The 17373-nt window shown below is 70.5% G+C and carries 17 protein-coding genes and 1 CRISPR repeat array; of the genes, 9 read left to right on the top strand and 8 right to left on the bottom strand.

The features are described 5' to 3' along the window. Positions 1-54: 54 nt before the first annotated feature. A CRISPR array of direct repeats spans positions 55-1319; the repeat unit is 29 nt; unit sequence GTCCTCCCCACCGGCGTGGGGGTGTTCCG. An 851-nt stretch (positions 1320-2170) separates the two neighbouring features. The 3 genes from dhaK (at position 2171) to CW362_RS17330 (ending at position 4268) form a co-directional block, all read left to right on the top strand. Further along, positions 2171-3163, top strand: a complete 993-nt coding sequence (gene dhaK / locus CW362_RS17340) for a dihydroxyacetone kinase subunit DhaK (RefSeq protein WP_103550382.1) — start codon at positions 2171-2173, stop codon at positions 3161-3163. A gap of 96 nt (positions 3164-3259) precedes the next feature. Next, a complete protein-coding gene (dhaL, locus tag CW362_RS17335; RefSeq protein ID WP_103550387.1) occupies positions 3260-3859 on the top strand; it encodes a dihydroxyacetone kinase subunit DhaL in 600 nt (199 codons plus the stop codon). Beyond that, positions 3852-4268 (top strand): PTS sugar transporter subunit IIA domain-containing protein, encoded by a 417-nt coding sequence (locus tag CW362_RS17330; RefSeq protein ID WP_103550381.1) that lies wholly within the window; start codon positions 3852-3854, stop codon positions 4266-4268. The genes dhaL and CW362_RS17330 overlap by 8 nt, the downstream gene beginning before the upstream one ends. A gap of 152 nt (positions 4269-4420) precedes the next feature. Here the strand turns inward: CW362_RS17330 and CW362_RS17325 are convergent, their stop codons facing one another. Together CW362_RS17325 and CW362_RS17320 are read right to left on the bottom strand one after the other, a co-directional pair. After that, on the bottom strand, positions 4421-5086 hold the full coding sequence (locus tag CW362_RS17325) for a TetR/AcrR family transcriptional regulator (RefSeq protein WP_240657833.1): 666 nt from the start codon (positions 5084-5086) through the stop codon (positions 4421-4423). A 163-nt stretch (positions 5087-5249) separates the two neighbouring features. Then, positions 5250-5960, bottom strand: a complete 711-nt coding sequence (locus CW362_RS17320; RefSeq protein WP_103550380.1) for a glycoside hydrolase family 75 protein — start codon at positions 5958-5960, stop codon at positions 5250-5252. A gap of 403 nt (positions 5961-6363) precedes the next feature. On the opposite strand from CW362_RS17320, the gene CW362_RS17315 reads away from it, so the two are divergent. Both CW362_RS17315 and CW362_RS17310 read left to right on the top strand, forming a co-directional pair. Next, positions 6364-7350: a fibronectin type III domain-containing protein gene (locus tag CW362_RS17315; RefSeq protein WP_103550379.1), complete on the top strand. Its 987-nt coding sequence runs from the start codon at positions 6364-6366 to the stop codon at positions 7348-7350. Between the two features lie 231 nt (positions 7351-7581). Further along, complete coding sequence (locus CW362_RS17310) at positions 7582-8145, top strand: hypothetical protein (RefSeq protein ID WP_103550378.1); 564 nt, start codon at positions 7582-7584, stop codon at positions 8143-8145. A 115-nt stretch (positions 8146-8260) separates the two neighbouring features. Here the strand turns inward: CW362_RS17310 and CW362_RS17305 are convergent, their stop codons facing one another. Both CW362_RS17305 and CW362_RS17300 read right to left on the bottom strand, forming a co-directional pair. Next, positions 8261-8542 (bottom strand): hypothetical protein, encoded by a 282-nt coding sequence (locus CW362_RS17305; protein ID WP_103550377.1) that lies wholly within the window; start codon positions 8540-8542, stop codon positions 8261-8263. A gap of 72 nt (positions 8543-8614) precedes the next feature. Beyond that, positions 8615-9283 (bottom strand): hypothetical protein, encoded by a 669-nt coding sequence (locus CW362_RS17300; protein WP_103550376.1) that lies wholly within the window; start codon positions 9281-9283, stop codon positions 8615-8617. Between the two features lie 517 nt (positions 9284-9800). On the opposite strand from CW362_RS17300, the gene CW362_RS17295 reads away from it, so the two are divergent. The 4 genes from CW362_RS17295 to CW362_RS17280 all read left to right on the top strand — a co-directional run bounded on the left by CW362_RS17295 (position 9801) and on the right by CW362_RS17280 (position 12908). Further along, the gene (locus CW362_RS17295) at positions 9801-11213 is read left to right on the top strand and encodes a condensation domain-containing protein (protein WP_103550375.1); all 1413 of its coding nucleotides are present in this window, start codon (positions 9801-9803) and stop codon (positions 11211-11213) included. Between the two features lie 247 nt (positions 11214-11460). Beyond that, on the top strand, positions 11461-11700 hold the full coding sequence (locus CW362_RS17290; protein ID WP_103550374.1) for a hypothetical protein: 240 nt from the start codon (positions 11461-11463) through the stop codon (positions 11698-11700). Positions 11701-11840: 140 nt separating this feature from the next. Then, the gene (locus CW362_RS17285) at positions 11841-12131 is read left to right on the top strand and encodes a hypothetical protein (RefSeq protein WP_103550373.1); all 291 of its coding nucleotides are present in this window, start codon (positions 11841-11843) and stop codon (positions 12129-12131) included. Positions 12132-12575: 444 nt separating this feature from the next. Beyond that, positions 12576-12908 (top strand): hypothetical protein, encoded by a 333-nt coding sequence (locus CW362_RS17280; protein WP_103550372.1) that lies wholly within the window; start codon positions 12576-12578, stop codon positions 12906-12908. Positions 12909-13259: 351 nt separating this feature from the next. On the opposite strand, the gene CW362_RS17275 is transcribed toward CW362_RS17280, so the two are convergent. The 4 genes from CW362_RS17275 to CW362_RS17260 all read right to left on the bottom strand — a co-directional run bounded on the left by CW362_RS17275 (position 13260) and on the right by CW362_RS17260 (position 17298). Then, complete coding sequence (locus CW362_RS17275) at positions 13260-13541, bottom strand: hypothetical protein (RefSeq protein WP_103550371.1); 282 nt, start codon at positions 13539-13541, stop codon at positions 13260-13262. Positions 13542-13760: 219 nt separating this feature from the next. Further along, positions 13761-14231 (bottom strand): hypothetical protein, encoded by a 471-nt coding sequence (locus tag CW362_RS17270; protein ID WP_103550370.1) that lies wholly within the window; start codon positions 14229-14231, stop codon positions 13761-13763. A gap of 369 nt (positions 14232-14600) precedes the next feature. Continuing rightward, positions 14601-15152 (bottom strand): PadR family transcriptional regulator, encoded by a 552-nt coding sequence (locus tag CW362_RS17265; protein ID WP_103550369.1) that lies wholly within the window; start codon positions 15150-15152, stop codon positions 14601-14603. A gap of 130 nt (positions 15153-15282) precedes the next feature. Next, positions 15283-17298 (bottom strand): NADPH-dependent 2,4-dienoyl-CoA reductase, encoded by a 2016-nt coding sequence (locus tag CW362_RS17260; RefSeq protein WP_103550368.1) that lies wholly within the window; start codon positions 17296-17298, stop codon positions 15283-15285. Positions 17299-17373 lie beyond the last annotated feature (75 nt).

Here is a 17373-nt window from a genome sequence, read left to right as displayed (position 1 = left end):
CCACCGGCGTGGGGGTGTTCCGCTGGGGTAGTCCAGGATCAGCGCTGGGTCCTGGTCCTCCCCACCGGCGTGGGGGTGTTCCGTCGCGGTAGCGGGGCATCGCAGGGTCCACGGTGTCCTCCCCACCGGCGTGGGGGTGTTCCGCGGGTGGAACCGACTGGGTGGTCGGACAGTGAGTCCTCCCCACCGGCGTGGGGGTGTTCCGGTCCTCGAGGAGATCAAGGCCGCGCAGCTCGTGTCCTCCCCACCGGCGTGGGGGTGTTCCGGACAACTACAAGGCGTGGTCGGATTCCCTGGCGTCCTCCCCACCGGCGTGGGGGTGTTCCGAAGAGGTAGGCGCACTCGTCCTCGCGCGGCTGGTCCTCCCCACCGGCGTGGGGGTGTTCCGGTGATCACGCCGAGGTCCGCGGTCCCCGACTCGTCCTCCCCACCGGCGTGGGGGTGTTCCGGCCGGTCAGTTCTGGTCGACGATGTGGAAGGGGTCCTCCCCACCGGCGTGGGGGTGTTCCGTCCTCCGGCTCGTACGGCCCGAGCAGCTCCTCGTCCTCCCCACCGGCGTGGGGGTGTTCCGTTCGGGGCGCGCACTACTCCGATGGATCGGTCGTCCTCCCCACCGGCGTGGGGGTGTTCCGTTGCTGGCTCGGATCGCTGAGCTGGAGGCGGAGTCCTCCCCACCGGCATGGGGGTGTTCCGTCACGCCAGGGAATGGGCCGCTTCCCGCCGTCGTCCTCCCCACCGGCGTGGGGGTGTTCCGCGCTGCACCGGACAGGTCGAGGACCCGGTGCGGTCCTCCCCACCGGCGTGGGGGTGTTCCGATCGGGGCGATCGGCGCGAACCCGTTCGCGCAGTCCTCCCCACCGGCGTGGGGGTGTTCCGAGTTCCCACTCGACGCCGGCCTCGGCCTTGGCGTCCTCCCCACCGGCGTGGGGGTGTTCCGTCACCCGTACCGAGCGGGTGACGGGGTGGACCGTCCTCCCCACCGGCGTGGGGGTGTTCCGACGTGGGGGTGTTCCGACCTGGGCGCGCGGGACCGGGGCCACGCCGGGGTCCTCCCCACCGACGTGGGGGTGCTCCGCTGTTCGTCCTCCATCTTCAGGAGAACCCTCGGTCCTCCCCACCGACGTGGAGGCGCTCCGTCGCAGGCTTCGATGGACACAGTGGTGCGGGCGTCCTCCTCACCGACGTGGGGGTGCTTCATTGGCCGTCCACGGGGCAGGCTGGGTGAACCTGTCTTCCCCGCCGATGTGGGGGTGCTCCGGGTTTCTACGTCCCTCAGGGCGAGATCAACGAGTCCTCCCCACCGACGTGGGGGTGCTCCGGCGGAAATGCTGGCTGACACCGTCGCCGTTCTGTCCCCTCCCACCGACGTGGGAGTGCTTCGCCCAACGGATGCATGATCAGAGGCGTCCGCCAGTCTTCCCCACTGGCGTGGGGGTGTTCCGTCCATGGCCTTCACCCTGGGCGTCCTCCCCAACACCAACCGAATCACCGACATCGTGAAGGCTGTCCTCATCCTTCACCACCCGTCAGCGTGAGGTTGGAAAACGCTCACGGGTCGGATCTCACGGCGGCACTTGTCGTGGTCGCAGCTGCGGTCGACCGGCAGCGCGTCGGGGCGTCGGCGTGGTCTGCCCACCCGGCTTGCGTTCGCCAGAATCTTGTCCAGCAGAGACAGAAGCCGGGTGATGCCACCCAGCGTTTCCGCTGGTCAGCGACACCTCGAGCGGGATGCCCTGCCCGTCGGCGATGAGGTGGCGCTTGCTGTTCGGACGTGCTCGGCAGACCGGGCTGGGACCGCTTTGGGGCCCCGCTGCCCGGCCTGCACATGCGAGGAGCCGGTCACCGTCCGGGATCGGTCCAGCCCGCCCCCGCCCCAAACGTAGACGCAGAGAGCGGTTCCAACACGCACGCATATCCCCGAGCGCCCACACACGTGACCTTCGCTACCGCAAGGTCAATACTGGGAGTGACAGCCTTCCCACCGACTCGCATCCCACCACTCCATACACCTGACAGACCGTCACTAAAGTCAGCATCGGGTCAGCATCAGTACCGCCAGAACCCGACAACGAGCGCCACGAAGCGTCAAGATCAAGAACTGTCCATACCGGGCTTGACCAGGGAAAACGCAGACCAGGAACCCTTCTGTTAATCTCACCGGGAGGTACCCATGAGGATGCTCATCAACGTGGCGGAGACGGTGGTGGCGGACGCGCTGCGGGGCATGGCGGCGGCCCATCCGGAACTGACGGTGGACGTCGACAACCGGGTGATCGTGCGCAGGGACGCCCCGGTCGCGGGGAGGGTGGGTCTCGTCTCCGGCGGCGGTTCCGGGCACGAGCCGCTGCACGGCGGGTTCGTGGGCCCGGGGATGCTGTCGGCCGCGTGCCCGGGCGAGGTGTTCACGTCGCCGGTCCCGGACCAGATGGTGCGGGCGGCCGCCGCCGTGGACAGCGGCGCGGGCGTACTGTTCATCGTGAAGAACTACACCGGCGACGTCCTCAACTTCGACATGGCGGCGGAGCTGGCCGAGGACGAGGGCATCCGCGTCGCCAAGGTCCTCGTCGACGACGACGTGGCCGTCACCGACAGCCTGTACACCGCCGGGCGGCGCGGCACGGGCGCGACGCTGTTCGTGGAGAAGATCGCGGGCGCGGCCGCCGAGGAGGGCGCGCCCCTGGAAGCGGTCGAGGCACTGGCCCGGCAGGTCAACGAGAACTCCCGCAGTTTCGGTGTCGCACTCAGCGCCTGCACGACTCCGGCCAAGGGCAGCCCGACGTTCGACCTGCCGACCGGGGAGCTCGAGCTCGGGGTCGGCATCCACGGCGAGCCGGGCCGGGAGCGGCGCGCGATGATGACGTCGCACGAGATCGCCGACTTCGCGGTGCACGCCGTCCTGGACGACCTCGCACCGCGCAATCCGGTGCTGCTCCTCGTCAACGGCATGGGCGGCACTCCCCTGCTGGAGCTGTACGGCTTCAGCGCCGAGGTGCAGCGGGTGCTGGTCGAACGCGGCGTCCCCGTGGCGCGCACCCTGGTCGGCAACTACGTCACCTCCCTCGACATGGCGGGCGCCTCGGTGACCCTGTGCCAGGTGGACGAGGAACTGCTGCGCCTGTGGGACGCGCCGGTGAAGACGCCGGGGCTGCGCTGGGGTGTGTGAACCCGGTCGGTGCCGGGTGGCCCGATGCCGCTCGGCACCGGGCCACCCGGCACCGACCGGCACCAGGCCGACTTCCGTACCACGCAAGGAGATTCCGTGCTGAACGCCGATTTCTTCCGCCGCTGGATGACCGTGACCGCCGTGTCGGTGGACCGCGAGGCGGAGCGGCTCACCGAGCTGGACTCGCCCATCGGTGATGCCGACCACGGCAGCAATCTGCAGCGCGGATTCACCGCCGTGACCGCCGCCCTGGAGAAGGAGGCTCCGGACACCCCCGGCGCCGTACTCGCGCTCGCCGGAAGGCAGTTGATCTCGACGGTCGGCGGCGCGTCCGGGCCGCTGTACGGCACCCTGCTGCGCCGGACCGGCAAGGCGCTCGGGGACGCCCCCGAGGTCACCGGGGAACAGCTCACGGACGCGCTGCGCACGGGCGTCGACGCGGTCATGGCACTGGGTGGAGCCGCGCCCGGGGACAAGACCATGATCGACGCCCTGGTACCCGCGGTCGACGCGCTCGCCGAGTCGTTCGCCGCGGCGAAGTCCGCGGCCGAGGAGGGTGCCGTGGCGACGACACCGCTACAGGCCCGCAAGGGCCGGGCGAGTTATCTGGGCGAGCGCAGCATCGGGCACCAGGACCCGGGCGCAACGTCCTCGGCACTGCTGATCGCGGCACTCGTGGAGGCGGCCGGTGAATGACACCGAGGAGCGGTTCGTGGGCATCGTGCTGGTCTCGCACAGTGCCGCCGTCGCCGCGTCCGTCGCCGAACTGGCCACGGGTCTGGCCGGTGGCGGCGCGCTCGCTCCCGTCGCGCCGGCGGGCGGCACCCTGGACGGAGGGCTCGGCACCAGCACGGACGTGATCGCCGCCGCCGCGGCCTCCGTGGACCGCGGCGCCGGGGTCGCCGTACTCACCGACCTGGGCAGTGCCGTGCTCACCGTCAAGGCGCTGCTGGCCGAGGGCGACGAACTCCCGGACGGCACACGGCTGGTGGACGCCCCCTTCGTCGAGGGAGCGGTGGCCGCGGTCGTCACGGCCTCGGCGGGCGCCGACCTCGCCACGGTGGAGGCGGCGGCAGCGGAGGCGTACACCTATCGGAAGGTCTGAGGACCGGCTGGTACGAGGACCGGCTGGTGCGAGGACCGGCTGGTGCGAGGACCGGCCGGCGCGGGAACCGACCAGGGCGGGAGCCGGCGGGCCCGGGCTCCGGAACGTACGGGACCCGGGAAGCGCGGGACCCGGGAAGCGCGGGGCCCGGGTCAGGCGATTCCGTCCGCCGCGACGATCAGGGCCGAGCGGATGGTGCCCGCCAGCTCCGCCCGGGCCGTCGCGGGATCGGGCTCCGCTTCACCGGTGTGCCACGCGTAGTGCTCGACCGCCGCGCGCAGCGCCGCGTTGAGCATGGCGGCCTGGATCTCCGAGCGCAGATCGACGGTGCCCCGCCCGGCGCGGTCGGCGAGCGCGCGGGCGAACGCCGGCTCGGCCTCGTCGTGGGCCTGGAGCCAGACGGCACGCAGCCCCGGCTCGGTACGGGTGAGCCTCAGCAGGGTGCGGACCCTCGGCGGCTCCGGCATCGCCATCGTTCCCTCGCCGTTCGTGGACACCTGTTCCAGGGCGTCCTCCAGGGGAGCGCCCACGGGCCAGGCCCGCAGCGCCGCGGCGATCGCGTCGATACCCGCCGCGAACAGCGGGCTCACGCAGCTCTCCTTGCCCGGGAAGTAGCGCCACAGGGTCCGCGTGGACAGGCCGACGGCCCGGGCTATCTGGTCCCCGGTGGTGGCGGCCACGCCCTGGGTCACGAACAGTTCCACCGCGGCGCGGGCGATCTCCAGCCGGATCTCGGCCTTGCGTGCGTCGGTGAGCGGCGGCCGTCCGGTACGGCCCCGAGCCGGACCGGGGTGTTCGCCGATCGCGCCGTCCGGCACTGATGACTCCTCGGTTCCGTCTGCGGATGCTGCCCGTGGCTGCGGTGATCCTAGCCATCTCCGCACCGCCCCGAAGGCTTTCCGCCCCACCCCGGCGACGATCCGCACCGCGGTGGCGCGGTCCGGTGGAACGGACGTGCGGTGAACCCGCGGCCCGCCGGCCTCAGCCGTCCCCCAGGAGCTTCCGGGCCAGCCGCTCCCCCTCCGCCACCGCGGCGCCGTGGTCCTGGATGGGCGACACCCGGGCGTCCTTGAACACGAGGTAGGTCACCCCGGAAGGCGTGCCGCCGCCCCGGGGATCCGGACGGACACCGAGCCCCGCGGCCGTGGCGTACGAGGCCTCGCCGATGATGTCCTGCGGGCCGACGTCACCGACGACGGCGTACTGGACGCGGTCCTGGTAGATCACGGCCGCCACCGAGCCGGGCCCGATGCCGTGGTCCCGGTAGTTCCAGATGTCGCTCGGCGCCGGTACGACGATGTAGGGCAGGGTCTCGGCGCTCAGGTACCGGCCGTCGGGCTGCTGGAAGGCCGTGGTGCCGGAGAAGAGCGGGTCGGTGCGGCTGTTGCACAGGGGCCCCGCCCTGCCGTCGCAGTCGATGTCCATGTCGGCCGTCCAGAAGACCGCGTCCCGGGTGCCGCAGACCGGGATGTCGGCACGGGTTCCGTCGTCACTGCGGTAACGCCCGTGCGAGACGGCGGTACAGCCATCGAGCTTCGCCAGCAGGTCGGCGGCCCGGACGGAGCCTTCCCGCACGGGTTCGACGGGGCTTTCGGGGCGGCCCGTGGTGGAGGTCATGGACAGCACCACCGGGGCCGAGGCGAGCAGGGCGGCCGACGCGGCCGCGGCCAGCGTCAGCGACTGGACACGCACGATGGGAGACCCTCTCCTGGGGGACATGGACGCTCATCTGCCCAAATCTGGTGGGGGTCCGACAGCCCGTCCACCGGGAGGGGGCCGGACGGTGCACGGCCGCTTCCGCGGGCGCCGGGCGGCCGAGGGCCCGAGCGGGAACCGGCTCCGGCCGCTCGGCCGCACCCGGCGGCGCGGGTCCCGCGACGGCAGCGGTCCGCGACGAGGGTGTGAACTCCCCCGTAGGTGAGGGTGTGAACTCCCCCGTAAGTCAGGTGAGTTCACTCCGCGTCGGGATCAGTACACGCATCCCGCGACGGCCCGGTCGACGGCGTCCGCCCTCTTGATGTGACCGCGCCATCCGTGTCTTATAGGTACAGACCAATCAGGTGCAGGCCGATCCTCGTCGAGAGAGGACAGACCCGTGCGACGCGTTCCCCCCACCGTCCCTCGCGCGCTGGCGTGCGGAGCGCTGCTCACGCTCTCCTCCTGCGGATGGGGCGCCCCGACGTCCGGCCAGGGCGCACGGCTGCCCGCCGCGACGACGGGCGTGACCGCAGCGGCGGGCAGCTCGACCAGCGTGCACGTCATGTGGAACCTGGCCCCCGAGGAGCCGAGGATCATCCGCTACGAGGTGTATCGCGGCACCACCAAGATCAAGGAAGTACCCGGTTCGGAACACATGGTGGACATCACCCGGCTCGAACCGTCCACCGCGTACGTCTTCCGGGTCCGGGCCCGGAACGCCGACGGGGTGCCGGGGCCGCTCAGCGAACCGGTGCGGGCCACCACCCCGGCGGCGGTCACGGCCGACCGCACCGCGCCCACCCGCCCCGGGAACCCCCACGGGAAGGCCGTCGGCGGCCGGGCGGCCCAGCTCTCCTGGACGAGGTCGTCCGACGCACGGGGCGTGGCGTCGTACGACATCTACCAGGGCGCATCGAAGATCCACAGCGTGGGCGGCGCGCAGACGGCCGCCGTCGTCACCGGACTACGGCCGGGCACGGCCTACGTCTTCACCGTGCGGGCCCGCGACGCCGCGGACAACGTCTCGCCGCCGAGCGGCACCGTCCGGATCACCACCGCGCCGGGACCGGACGACGGCCGGGGCACGGCGCCGACCGGCTTCCGGGCGACGACCCACCGGCGCGACGGGGCGTACTACATCGACCTGGCGTGGACCGCGCCCGAGGTCGACGGGGTGATCACGGAGTACCGGATCCAGCTCGACGGGCGTGCCGTGACCTCGCTCGTCTGGGGCGGCAGACCGCCCAGCGGCACCTGCACCCACAGCTTCTACATCGGCCGGGAGACGGACGTGACGCACCGGGTGCGGATCCGGGCGAAACTGCCCGACGGCACGTGGGGCGCGCTCTCCGCGGAACGCACGGTGACGACGGGCCGGGACTGAAGCGTCCTCTCGCGCCCGGTGACGGGCGTAGTGGCGGTGGTCCCTCGGAGGAAGCGGACCACCGGCCGCGGCGGCAGTCCGCCGGACGATGGAATCCGTCACCTGCCCGGTCCCCGTCCGCATGCGGGCCCGGCCCGGGACGCATTGGCTCGCACTGAGGCAGCACGGGCCTTCCGATCCTCGGCGGCGCATGGGATGTACCGCCAACCGTGCCGCTGGAGGGCGGTTCCTATGCGTACCACTCAGAGACTTCTTCGCTCCGGCCTGACCGTGGCCGCCACCGCTGCGCTTCCCCTCGTCCTGTCCGCCCCGGCGGCCGTCGCATGGGGTTCCGGGATCTCCGTGAGCACCAGTGGTACCTCGGTCTCGGTCACCACCAGCGCCTGCCCGAGCAACGGAAGCAGCTTCGGCAACGCCTCGCTGCTCTCCAGCGGGCAGACGAACTTCGCCCAGGGGCGTCAGATGCCGCTCACCGGGACGAGCAGCAACCAGTCGGCGGCCTGGACGGGCGTGAGCCCCGGAACCTTCACGGTCATCGTCGTCTGCCAGGACGGCACGACGGCGGGCACCCAGTCGATCATCGTCGCGTCCACCGCGGCAAGCACCGCCCCCGCGACCCCCACGATCTCGACGACGGTGTCGCCGTCGCCGTCGCGCGGTGTCATGGGCGGGCTCGGCGGAGCCGTGAAGGACTACGGCACGGCCACGGTCGTGGGCGGCGGGGCCCTGGTCGTGACCGGTACGGTGGCGGCGGTGTGGTTCCTGCGCCGCCGGTCCAAGCCCCACCGGCTCTGATCCGGGCATGTCTGCCCCGTGACACCACGAGACCCCAGGTCACAGACATGACCTGGGGTCTCGGCCGAACCCGGAGACGATCCGTACGGGCCGGGGTGAACAGTGGTGGGGCCGGTCAGAACGCGCGGCTGTTGCAGCCCATGTTCGAACCGAGGTTGCTCTTCTGCGCCCCCGGGGCCCCTTCACCGTTCAGCAGGTTGCCGGCCAGGCCGGTGACGGCACCGAGGTCGCCGATCACCTGGACGTTCATGTCGTGCGAGCGGCACTCGACACCCTGCGTGACATCGAAATTGTCATGGCCCTCATCGCCGTACGCGAAGGCGGTGTTGGCACCGATGGTGCCGACGCTGCCGATGAGGGCGGCACCCACGAGGACTGCCTTCTGGAACGTGCGCATTGGTTCTCCGTTGGTCGAGCGGATCGGATCCGCGACATCGAGTCGGGATTACGGGCGATTACGAGCAGGACTTCAGCCGAGTCGGGGAAGCCCCAACTGGCCGACGGGGGGCGCCGCGACCTGTCCGAGGCCGACCGGAGGCAGCTGCGGTGAACCGAGCTGTCCGACCTCCGGGTTGAGCTGCGGGTTCACCTGCGGGTTGAGCTGCGGGTTCACCTGCGGGGCGACATGCATCGGAGCGTTCGGGCCGAAGGGCTGGGGCACGGCCACCTGTGGGGCGACCTGCGGCATGACCTGGGGCATGACCTGGGGCTGCTGCGGAGCGGCCTGCTGCGGCATCGCCTGGGTCTGCTGCACGGGAGCGGCTTGTTGCGGCACGGCCTGAGCCTGCTGCTGGGGAGCGGCCTGCTGCGGCATCGCCTGGGTCTGCCGTGAAGGAGCGGCCTGCTGCACGGGAGCGGCCTGCTGCTGGTACGGCGAGGTGGAGGCCTGTGCCGATCCCTGCGACGAGGCCGAGGCGGAGGCGTAACTGGTCTGCTGGGTCCCCGTCGGGGCGGACTGCGCATCCGACTCGGAGGCAGGCGCCGGAGCCGCGGCCTGGGCAACCGGCTGATCGGGGACTGACGCCGGAGTGGCGTTGTCGCGTCCGGCGGGAGCGTCGGCTTGGCTGGCGCCGATGCCGACGGCGGACAGGCTGCTGGCCGCTGCCATGATGAGCGCGGCCTTGTGAAGCTTGCGCATTAAAGCCCTTCGATACTGAAAATGGGAACCCGTCGAGTTCCGTGCTGTCGTGCGTGCGGCCGGTGCGATACTCGCGTCGCACCGTCAGCAGCGGTCATCTTGAGCGGTACGGGACTTCGCATCGGAGTCAGTGGCGAATTCCCTGGTCCAAGGGCGCCGCTTCCCCTCGTGAACGATGCTTCTCTCGCCGCGGTCACGGCACCCCACGCCCCGTCACCCATTTGCCGCTTCAGCGGCTTGACGTCTCTCGCTCCGGCAGCCGGTTCGCGCTGCGGGGGTTCGGTCCGGTCGCTGCTCCCTCGCGGGCGGAGTCCTCGGACCGAGGGCTCCCCACTCCCACGGTTCCGTCAACTCGCCCTGGGATAAGGCAGACGAGCGGTGCGCGACCACCGCCGGGATCTCGCTTCGTCGTTCGAGGCATCACACGTTTCACTGGAAAACGGACGACACATCCAGTACCACGCGCGTACGACTTTCCCTTGATCAAGCTTGTGTCTTCTATGAAGGAGACGCCACTGTGCGAATTTCTGATGTTCAGCGCTGCGAGGTCCGGCCCGGACGGCTCGTCGAGTGGACGTTCAGCAAGGAGACCGTCGCGGCCGCCGCGGCGCTGCGGCCGGACCCACGGCCGCCGGCCCACATCCAGGAGTCGCACATCAGAACGGCGCGGTCGGTCCGCGAGGACGGACTGTTCGTACCGACCTGGCTCGGCACGGCGTTCGACCTGCCGGGCCAGGTCGACCTCGACGCGCTGGAACAGGCTTTTCACGGCTGGACGTTGCGCCATGAAACGCTGCGCAGCGGCTTCAGGTGGGCCGGAGACGACATGCACCGGTTCACGCTCGGCGAGGACGACGTCTCGCTGCACCGCGAGGTGATCGGAGACTTCGCCGACGCGGCGGTGCTGACCCGGTACATGCAGGACCGGTTCGACGTCGCGGCGGACGCGCTCGGCTGGCCGAACCTCATCTACACGGCGGTCGTCCGGGACGACTCCACCAGCGTGTACATGGCCTTCGACCACACCAATGTCGACGCCTACTCCCTGCAACGCATCCCGGACGAGATCCGCGGACTGTACACCGCGGGTGTGACGGGGAGTCCCGTCGTCGACACGCCTGCGGGAAGTTACGTCGACTTCTGCCGGCAGGAGCGGGCGAAGGCGGACGGCATCGACGACACCCACACGATCGTCACGCGCTGGCGGGAGTTCATCAGCCGGTGCGACGGGAGGCTGCCGGAGTTCCCCGTCGATCTCGGTCTGCGCCCCGGCGGCGCGCTGCCCTCCCAGAAGCTGGTGTGCGAGCCGCTCGTCGACGCGGACGCCGCCGCCGCGTTCGAGGCGTACTGCCGTCCCTACGGCGGCAGCCTGGTGGGCATCCTGGCCGCGACCAGTCTGATCGTCCACGAACTCGGAGGGCAGCCGGTCTACCGCACGGTCGTGCCGTTCCACACCCGGCTGAATTCCGCGTGGTCGAACTCCGTGGGCTGGTACGTCGGCGGCGCACCGATCGAGGTGCCCGCGGCGCGGGACTTCGACAGCGCGCTCGCCACGGTCCGCGCCGAACTGCGGGCCAACCGGTCGCTGGCACGCATTCCGCTGGCGCACGTGCTCCGGCTGCTCGGCGCGGACTTCCGCCCCACCTCACCCGACATGTACTCGATCGTCTCGTACGTGGACGCCCGCGCCGTTCCCGGTTCGGCCCGCTGGGCCGAGGAGAAGGCGTACGGGCTGATCCGGGTGTCGTACGGCGACCAGGTGTGCGCCTGGGTCAACCGGCTGCACGAGGGGCTGTGGTTCGCCTGTCGCTACCCGGACACCGCCGTCGCGTACAAGAACGTGCGGCGGTACGTCGAAGGGCTGCGGGATCTGATCGTCTCCGTGCCGGCACGCGATCACCTGCGAGACGTGGAGGCAGTGTTCTCCTGACACAACTCCTCTCGCCTTCAGCCGTGTTGTACGGGTGCCGGGCCGCTCCGAAGTCTGTTCGCACGACGCAACGGCATACACCGAAGAGCAACCCGCTTCCCTGCGCGGCCAATTGGCAAGTGGCGTCCCGCATCCACACCCATTGGGGGGACATCCCGTGTGGAAAGCCACCTTCCGCTACTGCTAGTGTCTGAGTCGTCACAGCGCGCAATCATTCTCGATGCGCCAGCAAAGAACTGAGGGTTCCATGCGCAAGTTTCAGCAGGTCGTGATCGCAGCGGTGGCCGCGGGCGGCCTGTCCGCCATCGGCGTCGGCACCGCTACCGCCGCTCCCGACAACGGGCCGAAGGCGTCCGACATCTTCCGCCCCTACCAGGAGTGCAGCCCGCAGACGGTGCTCGAGAACGACATCCCGATCAGCGTGCTCGGCCTCTCCCGCACCTTCGACACGACCTGCGGCCAGCACAACACCGCCTTCACCCACTGAGGTGGACGGCATCACCGCGCACGACGCCTGACGGGGGCCCTTCGGAACCGAACTCCGAAGGGCCCTCTCTGGTCGACCGCCTGCGCGCCGAGGACGGAGCCGGATCGGCCCGGACACCCCTAGGAAGGAAACCGCACCACATGTTCAGCGGGAAGAAGATCGCCGCCGTCCTGGGGCTCGTCGGCGGCCTGGCCGCGACCTGCACCGGCGTCACCTGGGCGGCCCATGACGGCGGAAGCCAAGGATCCTGTGTTCGCGACGCCCAGGGCGACGTCAGCTGCACCCAGCACTTCGAGGGCCGGGTTCCCAGCGGCAGCCTCCCGCCCCACCAGGAGACCTGCCTGCCGGTGCAGCGCGTGACGGTGCCCACCGTCCAGGGCAACGGGACGATGCGCATCGGGCCCGAGGTGACCTGCTCCTCCGCGAAGTAGGAACACCCGGAGGGGGCGACGGCGGACAGCGGCCGTCCGGCCCGCCGAGCCGACGCCCCGGAAGCCCGGTCCCCGGCCGACGCGACTCTCCACCGCGCCGGCCCGGCGGAGAGTTCGGCACGACACCGGGAGCGCAAATCCCAAAAGGCCACTCAACGTGCGCTTATCCTTACTTGCAGTAGCCGAACTGGACGTCACGCTCGGGTGCGAAGACCAGTAAAGACATACCGAGGGCTCATTCCGTGCGCCGAGTGACAGCCGTGGCGAAGGCAGCCCGGACACGCGGCGGTTCATGGACATGCGCCCGGGGTGCGGCGATCTCGCCGTCGGGCGCGGCCGAACAGGGCGTCCAAACACAGAACAGCCGGTTTCGACCTTCTCGAGCTCGGGCGCACACCGGTCCATGACAGACGCCCGAGCTCGCGTTGCAAAGGAATGCAGAACATGTTCACTTCGCAGAAGATCGCCGCCGTCTCGGGAATCGTCGGGAGCCTCGCCGCGATCTGCCTCGGGGCCGGGCACGCGTACGCAGACGGAGGATCGAGCGCCTGCAAGAACACGGCGCAGGGCGGCGTCGTCTGTGTCCAGAAGAACGAGACCCGTACCGACAAGGACGGTGAGCACACGCTCCGGCAGGAGCAGAGCTGCTCGACCGCCGACCGGCCGCACGTGACGGTGCCGGGGGACCGCGGGTCCTCCGGCACCGGATCGGTCGTGGACTGCTCCAACAAGGCCGAGCTGCCCAAGGGTTTCAAGAAGCCGCAGATCAGTTTTTGAGCCCTGCCGAAAATGCCGTACCGGGATCCTTCCCGGTACGGCATTTTCGTTTTTCGGGCAGCAGGCCCGCCGGCGAAGCGAGCCCGCACGGGCTCGCCCGACCCACGTCGGCAGCCCTTCACGGCCAGGCGGGTGCACGTCGACAGCCCTTCACGGCCGGGCGGGTGAGGGGCCGTCACCGGAGTCCCGTCGAGGCCGGTGAAGCACAACCAGGCACTGGAGCAGTGGTGTTCGCCGACGAGACGGCACACGCAATGGTCCCGGCACCCTGCCCTGCGGCTGGGTACCGGGACCACTTATCGGCCGGTTGTCGACCGGCTACCAGTCGGCGACTGCGCGCCGGTCAGTGCCTCAGAAGGCGCTGTTGTTACAACCCATGGTGGAGCCCAGCGAGGTGGACTGTGCGCCCGGGTTGCCCTCACCGTTGAGCGCGTTGCCCAGCAGGCCGTTGAGGATGCCGACCTCGCCGAGAACGTCGAGGTTCAGGTCGTGCGACTTGCAGCTGGTGCTCTGCGTGACGCTGATCTTGTTGCCGTCGTCGCCCTTGTAGCCGCCGGCGTGGGCCGTGCCGCCCACGAGTCCGATGCTGCCGATCGCGGCGATCAGGACGGCTACGTTGCGAAGCTTGCGCATTTCATCTCCGGTGTAGTGAGAGGTGCGATCCACTGGGAATCGACTTGTTTACAATTCGGAAGACTAGTGCAAAACGGCCATAACGGGCGAACGACGCGCCGGAGTTAACCGGTCTCGAAGCAGAAGCCACCCGAAAGGCCTAGCGCCGGGGGAGGGCCCCCTCCGGCACGATCCCCCGCGGGTTCGTGCCGGGCGATGACGCCGGGCTCTTCAAGTGCCTTACTGAGCCTGGGCGTTGGCGAGGGAGTTCACCTGCCGGTTGATCTGGGTGCAGTCGACGCCCCGGTTCTCGGAGTGGCCCAACAGGGCGACCGGGACGTTCGCGGAGATCAGGGTCTGCGGGCTGCACTCCTGGTACGGACGGAAGAGGTTGGTCTGGCTCAGCTGGGCGCTCTGTCCCGCCTGCGGAGCTCGCGGAGAAAGGTCCGGGCTGAGCTGCGGGTTCAACTGAGGGCTGACCTGAGGGGCGACCTCGGCGGTCCGCTGCGGAGCCGCCTGGAGCGGCGCGGACGAGCCGTAGCCCTGCGTGGTCGCCTGGGCCGAGCTGGCCGCGGCGGCCTGGGCGCCCGACTGGGAAACGGGAGGCTGTACAGCCTCGTTGGGAGCGGCGGCGAAGCTCGAGCCGGCGCCGATGAGGGACAAACCGCCGGCTGCTGCGACAACGAGCGCGACGTGCTGAAGCTTGCGCATGGAATCCTCGGCCCTTCGTTGACCTGTTCACGAAACCTGGTGAAACGCTGACGGGGCAACGCAGTTACCGCGGTTTCGCTGCCCGGTGCGGCTGCGACGGACCACTGCTCCTGCCCCGTGGGGGCAACGAGGGGAGCGAGGAGCCGGATGCGGGTGCCGACTCGGGGTCACCCATTTGACGCATGGGCGTACGCGCGGCCGCGACGCCCGTACCGGTGGTCGGCGGCGGCAGGATCCCGACCCGGCCGGATTCCTCTTCGGCCGGGTATACGCCCTGGTGACGGGGCAGTTGACGGTGCCCGGGGCGGATGCCGGGAGGCGGTTCACGGACTCCGGGTCCGCCCCTGTCCTCCCGCACCCGCTGGCTCGCTAGCGGCCGTCGTGCCCCGGCAGCTCTTCGAACTCCGTCAGGGCGTGGGTCAGCCACTGGGTCCAGAAGGTCTCCAGATCGATGCCGGCCCGCAGGACTAGGTGCCGCAGACGGTCCTCGGGGGTGTTCCTCCCCGGTGGGAAGTCCCGCTCCTGGATCTCCTCGTATTCGGCCAACTGGAGCCGGTGCAGCTCGAGATGGCGGCGCAGGTCCGCCTCGATGCCCTCGGTGCCGACGACGGCCGCGGCCCGCAGGCGCAACAGCATCGTGTCGCGCAGCGGCTTCGGGTCCTGGGAGGCGGCCGTCCAGCGGGCGAGTTCGGTCCGGCCGGCGGGCAGGACCTCGTAGCTCTTCTTCTGGCCCCGGGTGGGCTGTTGCGGGGGCAGGGCCCGGATGTACCCCGCGGCCTCCAGTTTTCCCAGCTCGCGATAGATCTGCTGATGCGTCGCCGACCAGAAGTAGCCGATCGACTTGTCGAACCGCCGGGTCAGTTCGAGGCCCGACGAGGGCTTCTCGAGCAGAGCGGTGAGGATCGCGTGCGGGAGTGACATGGGGTCATCCTAGGGAGGGCCGGGAGGGCCGCCCGGTGCCCGGCCGTGTCCGCCGGGCACCGGGCGGCCCTCCCGTGGTTCGTCTGCGCCGGCGTTCCGAACACCGCCGGCGCGTCTTCGACCCGAGTCGCTAGAGCGCCGCCGCCAGTTCGGTGCCCTGCTTGATGGCCCGCTTCGCGTCCAGTTCGGCGGCCACGTCGGCGCCGCCGATGAGATGGACACCGCGGCCCGTGGCGCGCAGCGCCTCGTACAGGTCGCGGCGCGGCTCCTGTCCGGTGCACAGCACGATCGTGTCGACCTCTAGGACCTGGCTGTGTCCGTCGACGGTGACGTGCAGTCCGGCGTCGTCGATCCGGTCGTACTGGACGCCCGGAACCATGGTGACACCCCGGTGCTTGAGCTCGGTGCGGTGGATCCAGCCGGTGGTCTTGCCGAGTCCGGCGCCGACCTTGGACGCCTTGCGCTGCAGGAGGTGCACCGTGCGCGGAGGGGTGGGCCGCTCGGGGGCGCCGAGACCGCCGGGGGTCCGGTAGTCCATGTCGACGCCCCAGCCGCGGAAGTACGCCGCCGGGTCCTCGCTCGCCTTGTCGCCGCTGTCGGTGAGGAACTCGGCGACGTCGAAGCCGATGCCGCCGGCACCGAGGACGGCGACGCGCTCGCCCACGGGCGCTCCGTCGCGCAGGACGTCGAGGTAGCCGACGACGCTCGGGTGGTCGACGCCCGGGATCTCGGGAGTGCGCGGGGTGACGCCGGTGGCGACGACGACCTCGTCGTACGTCTCCAGCGTCTCCACGGTGGCCGGGGTGTTCAACCGGACGTCCACGCCGTGCAGTTCGAGCTGGGTCCGGAAGTAGCGGATCGTCTCGTCGAACTCCTGCTTGCCGGGGACCTTGCGGGCCACGTTGAGCTGGCCGCCGATGTCGTCCGAGGCGTCGAACAGGGTGACGTCGTGACCGCGTTCGGCGGCACTGACGGCGCAGGCGAGTCCGGCGGGACCGGCGCCCACGACGGCGACGGTCTTGCGCAGCCGGGTCGGCGCGAGGACGAGTTCCGTCTCGTGGCAGGCGCGCGGGTTGACCAGGCAGGAGGTGATCTTGCCGCTGAAGGTGTGGTCGAGGCAGGCCTGGTTGCACCCGATGCAGGTGTTGATGGTTTCCGGGCGACCGGCCTCGGCCTTGGTGACGAAGTCGGGGTCGGCGAGCATCGGCCGGGCCAGGGAGACCATGTCGGCGTGGCCGTCGGCGAGCAACTGCTCGGCGATCTCGGGGGTGTTGATGCGGTTGGTGGTCACCAGCGGGATCGACACGGAGCCCATGACCTTCTTGGTCACCCAGGCGTAGGCGCCGCGGGGCACCGAGGTCGCGATGGTGGGGATGCGGGCCTCGTGCCAGCCGATGCCGGTGTTGATGATCGTCGCTCCGGCGGCCTCGACGGCCCGGGCGAGGGTGATGACCTCGTCGAGCGAGGAACCACCGGGCACCAGGTCGAGCATCGACAGACGGTAGATGATGATGAAGTCGTCGCCGACGGCCTCGCGCACACGGCGGACGATCTCTACGGGGAAGCGCATCCGGTTCTCGTACGAGCCGCCCCAGCGGTCGTCGCGCCGGTTGGCCTGTAGGGCGATGAACTCGTTGATGAGGTAGCCCTCGGAGCCCATGATCTCGACGCCGTCGTAACCGGCCTGCCGGGCGAGCCGGGCGGCGCGCGCGTAGTCGTCGATGGTCCGCTCGATCTCGGCGTCGCTGAGCTCGTTCGGCACGAAGGGGCTGATCGGGGCCTGGAGCGCGCTCGGGGCGACCAGGTCCTGATGGTAGGCGTACCGGCCGAAGTGCAGGATCTGCATCGCGATCTTCCCGCCCTCGCGGTGCACCGCGGCGGTGATCTCGGCGTGCTGCTCGGCCTCGGCCTCGGTGGTCAGCTTGGCGCCGCCCTCGTACGGCCGTCCGGCGTCGTTGGGCGCGATGCCGCCGGTGACGATCAGGCCCACACCGCCTCGCGCGCGGGCGGCGTAGAACTCCGCCATGCGCTCGAAGCCGCGCTCGGCCTCCTCCAGGCCCACGTGCATGGAGCCCATGAGTACGCGGTTGGGCAAGGTGGTGAAGCCCAGGTCGAGCGGGTTCAGCAGGTGCGGGTAACGGCTCATCGGGCCCTCCGTGCGCGGTGTCGTACGTCTGTTGTAGACGACGGGCCGCGCGTTATGCAACTAGTTGCACAATGA

It is taken from the genome of Streptomyces populi, assembly GCF_002911015.1.
Taxonomy (GTDB): domain Bacteria; phylum Actinomycetota; class Actinomycetes; order Streptomycetales; family Streptomycetaceae; genus Streptomyces; species Streptomyces populi.
Note: the sequence above shows the minus strand (reverse complement) of the source record. Positions and strands in the feature narration are given on the sequence as shown.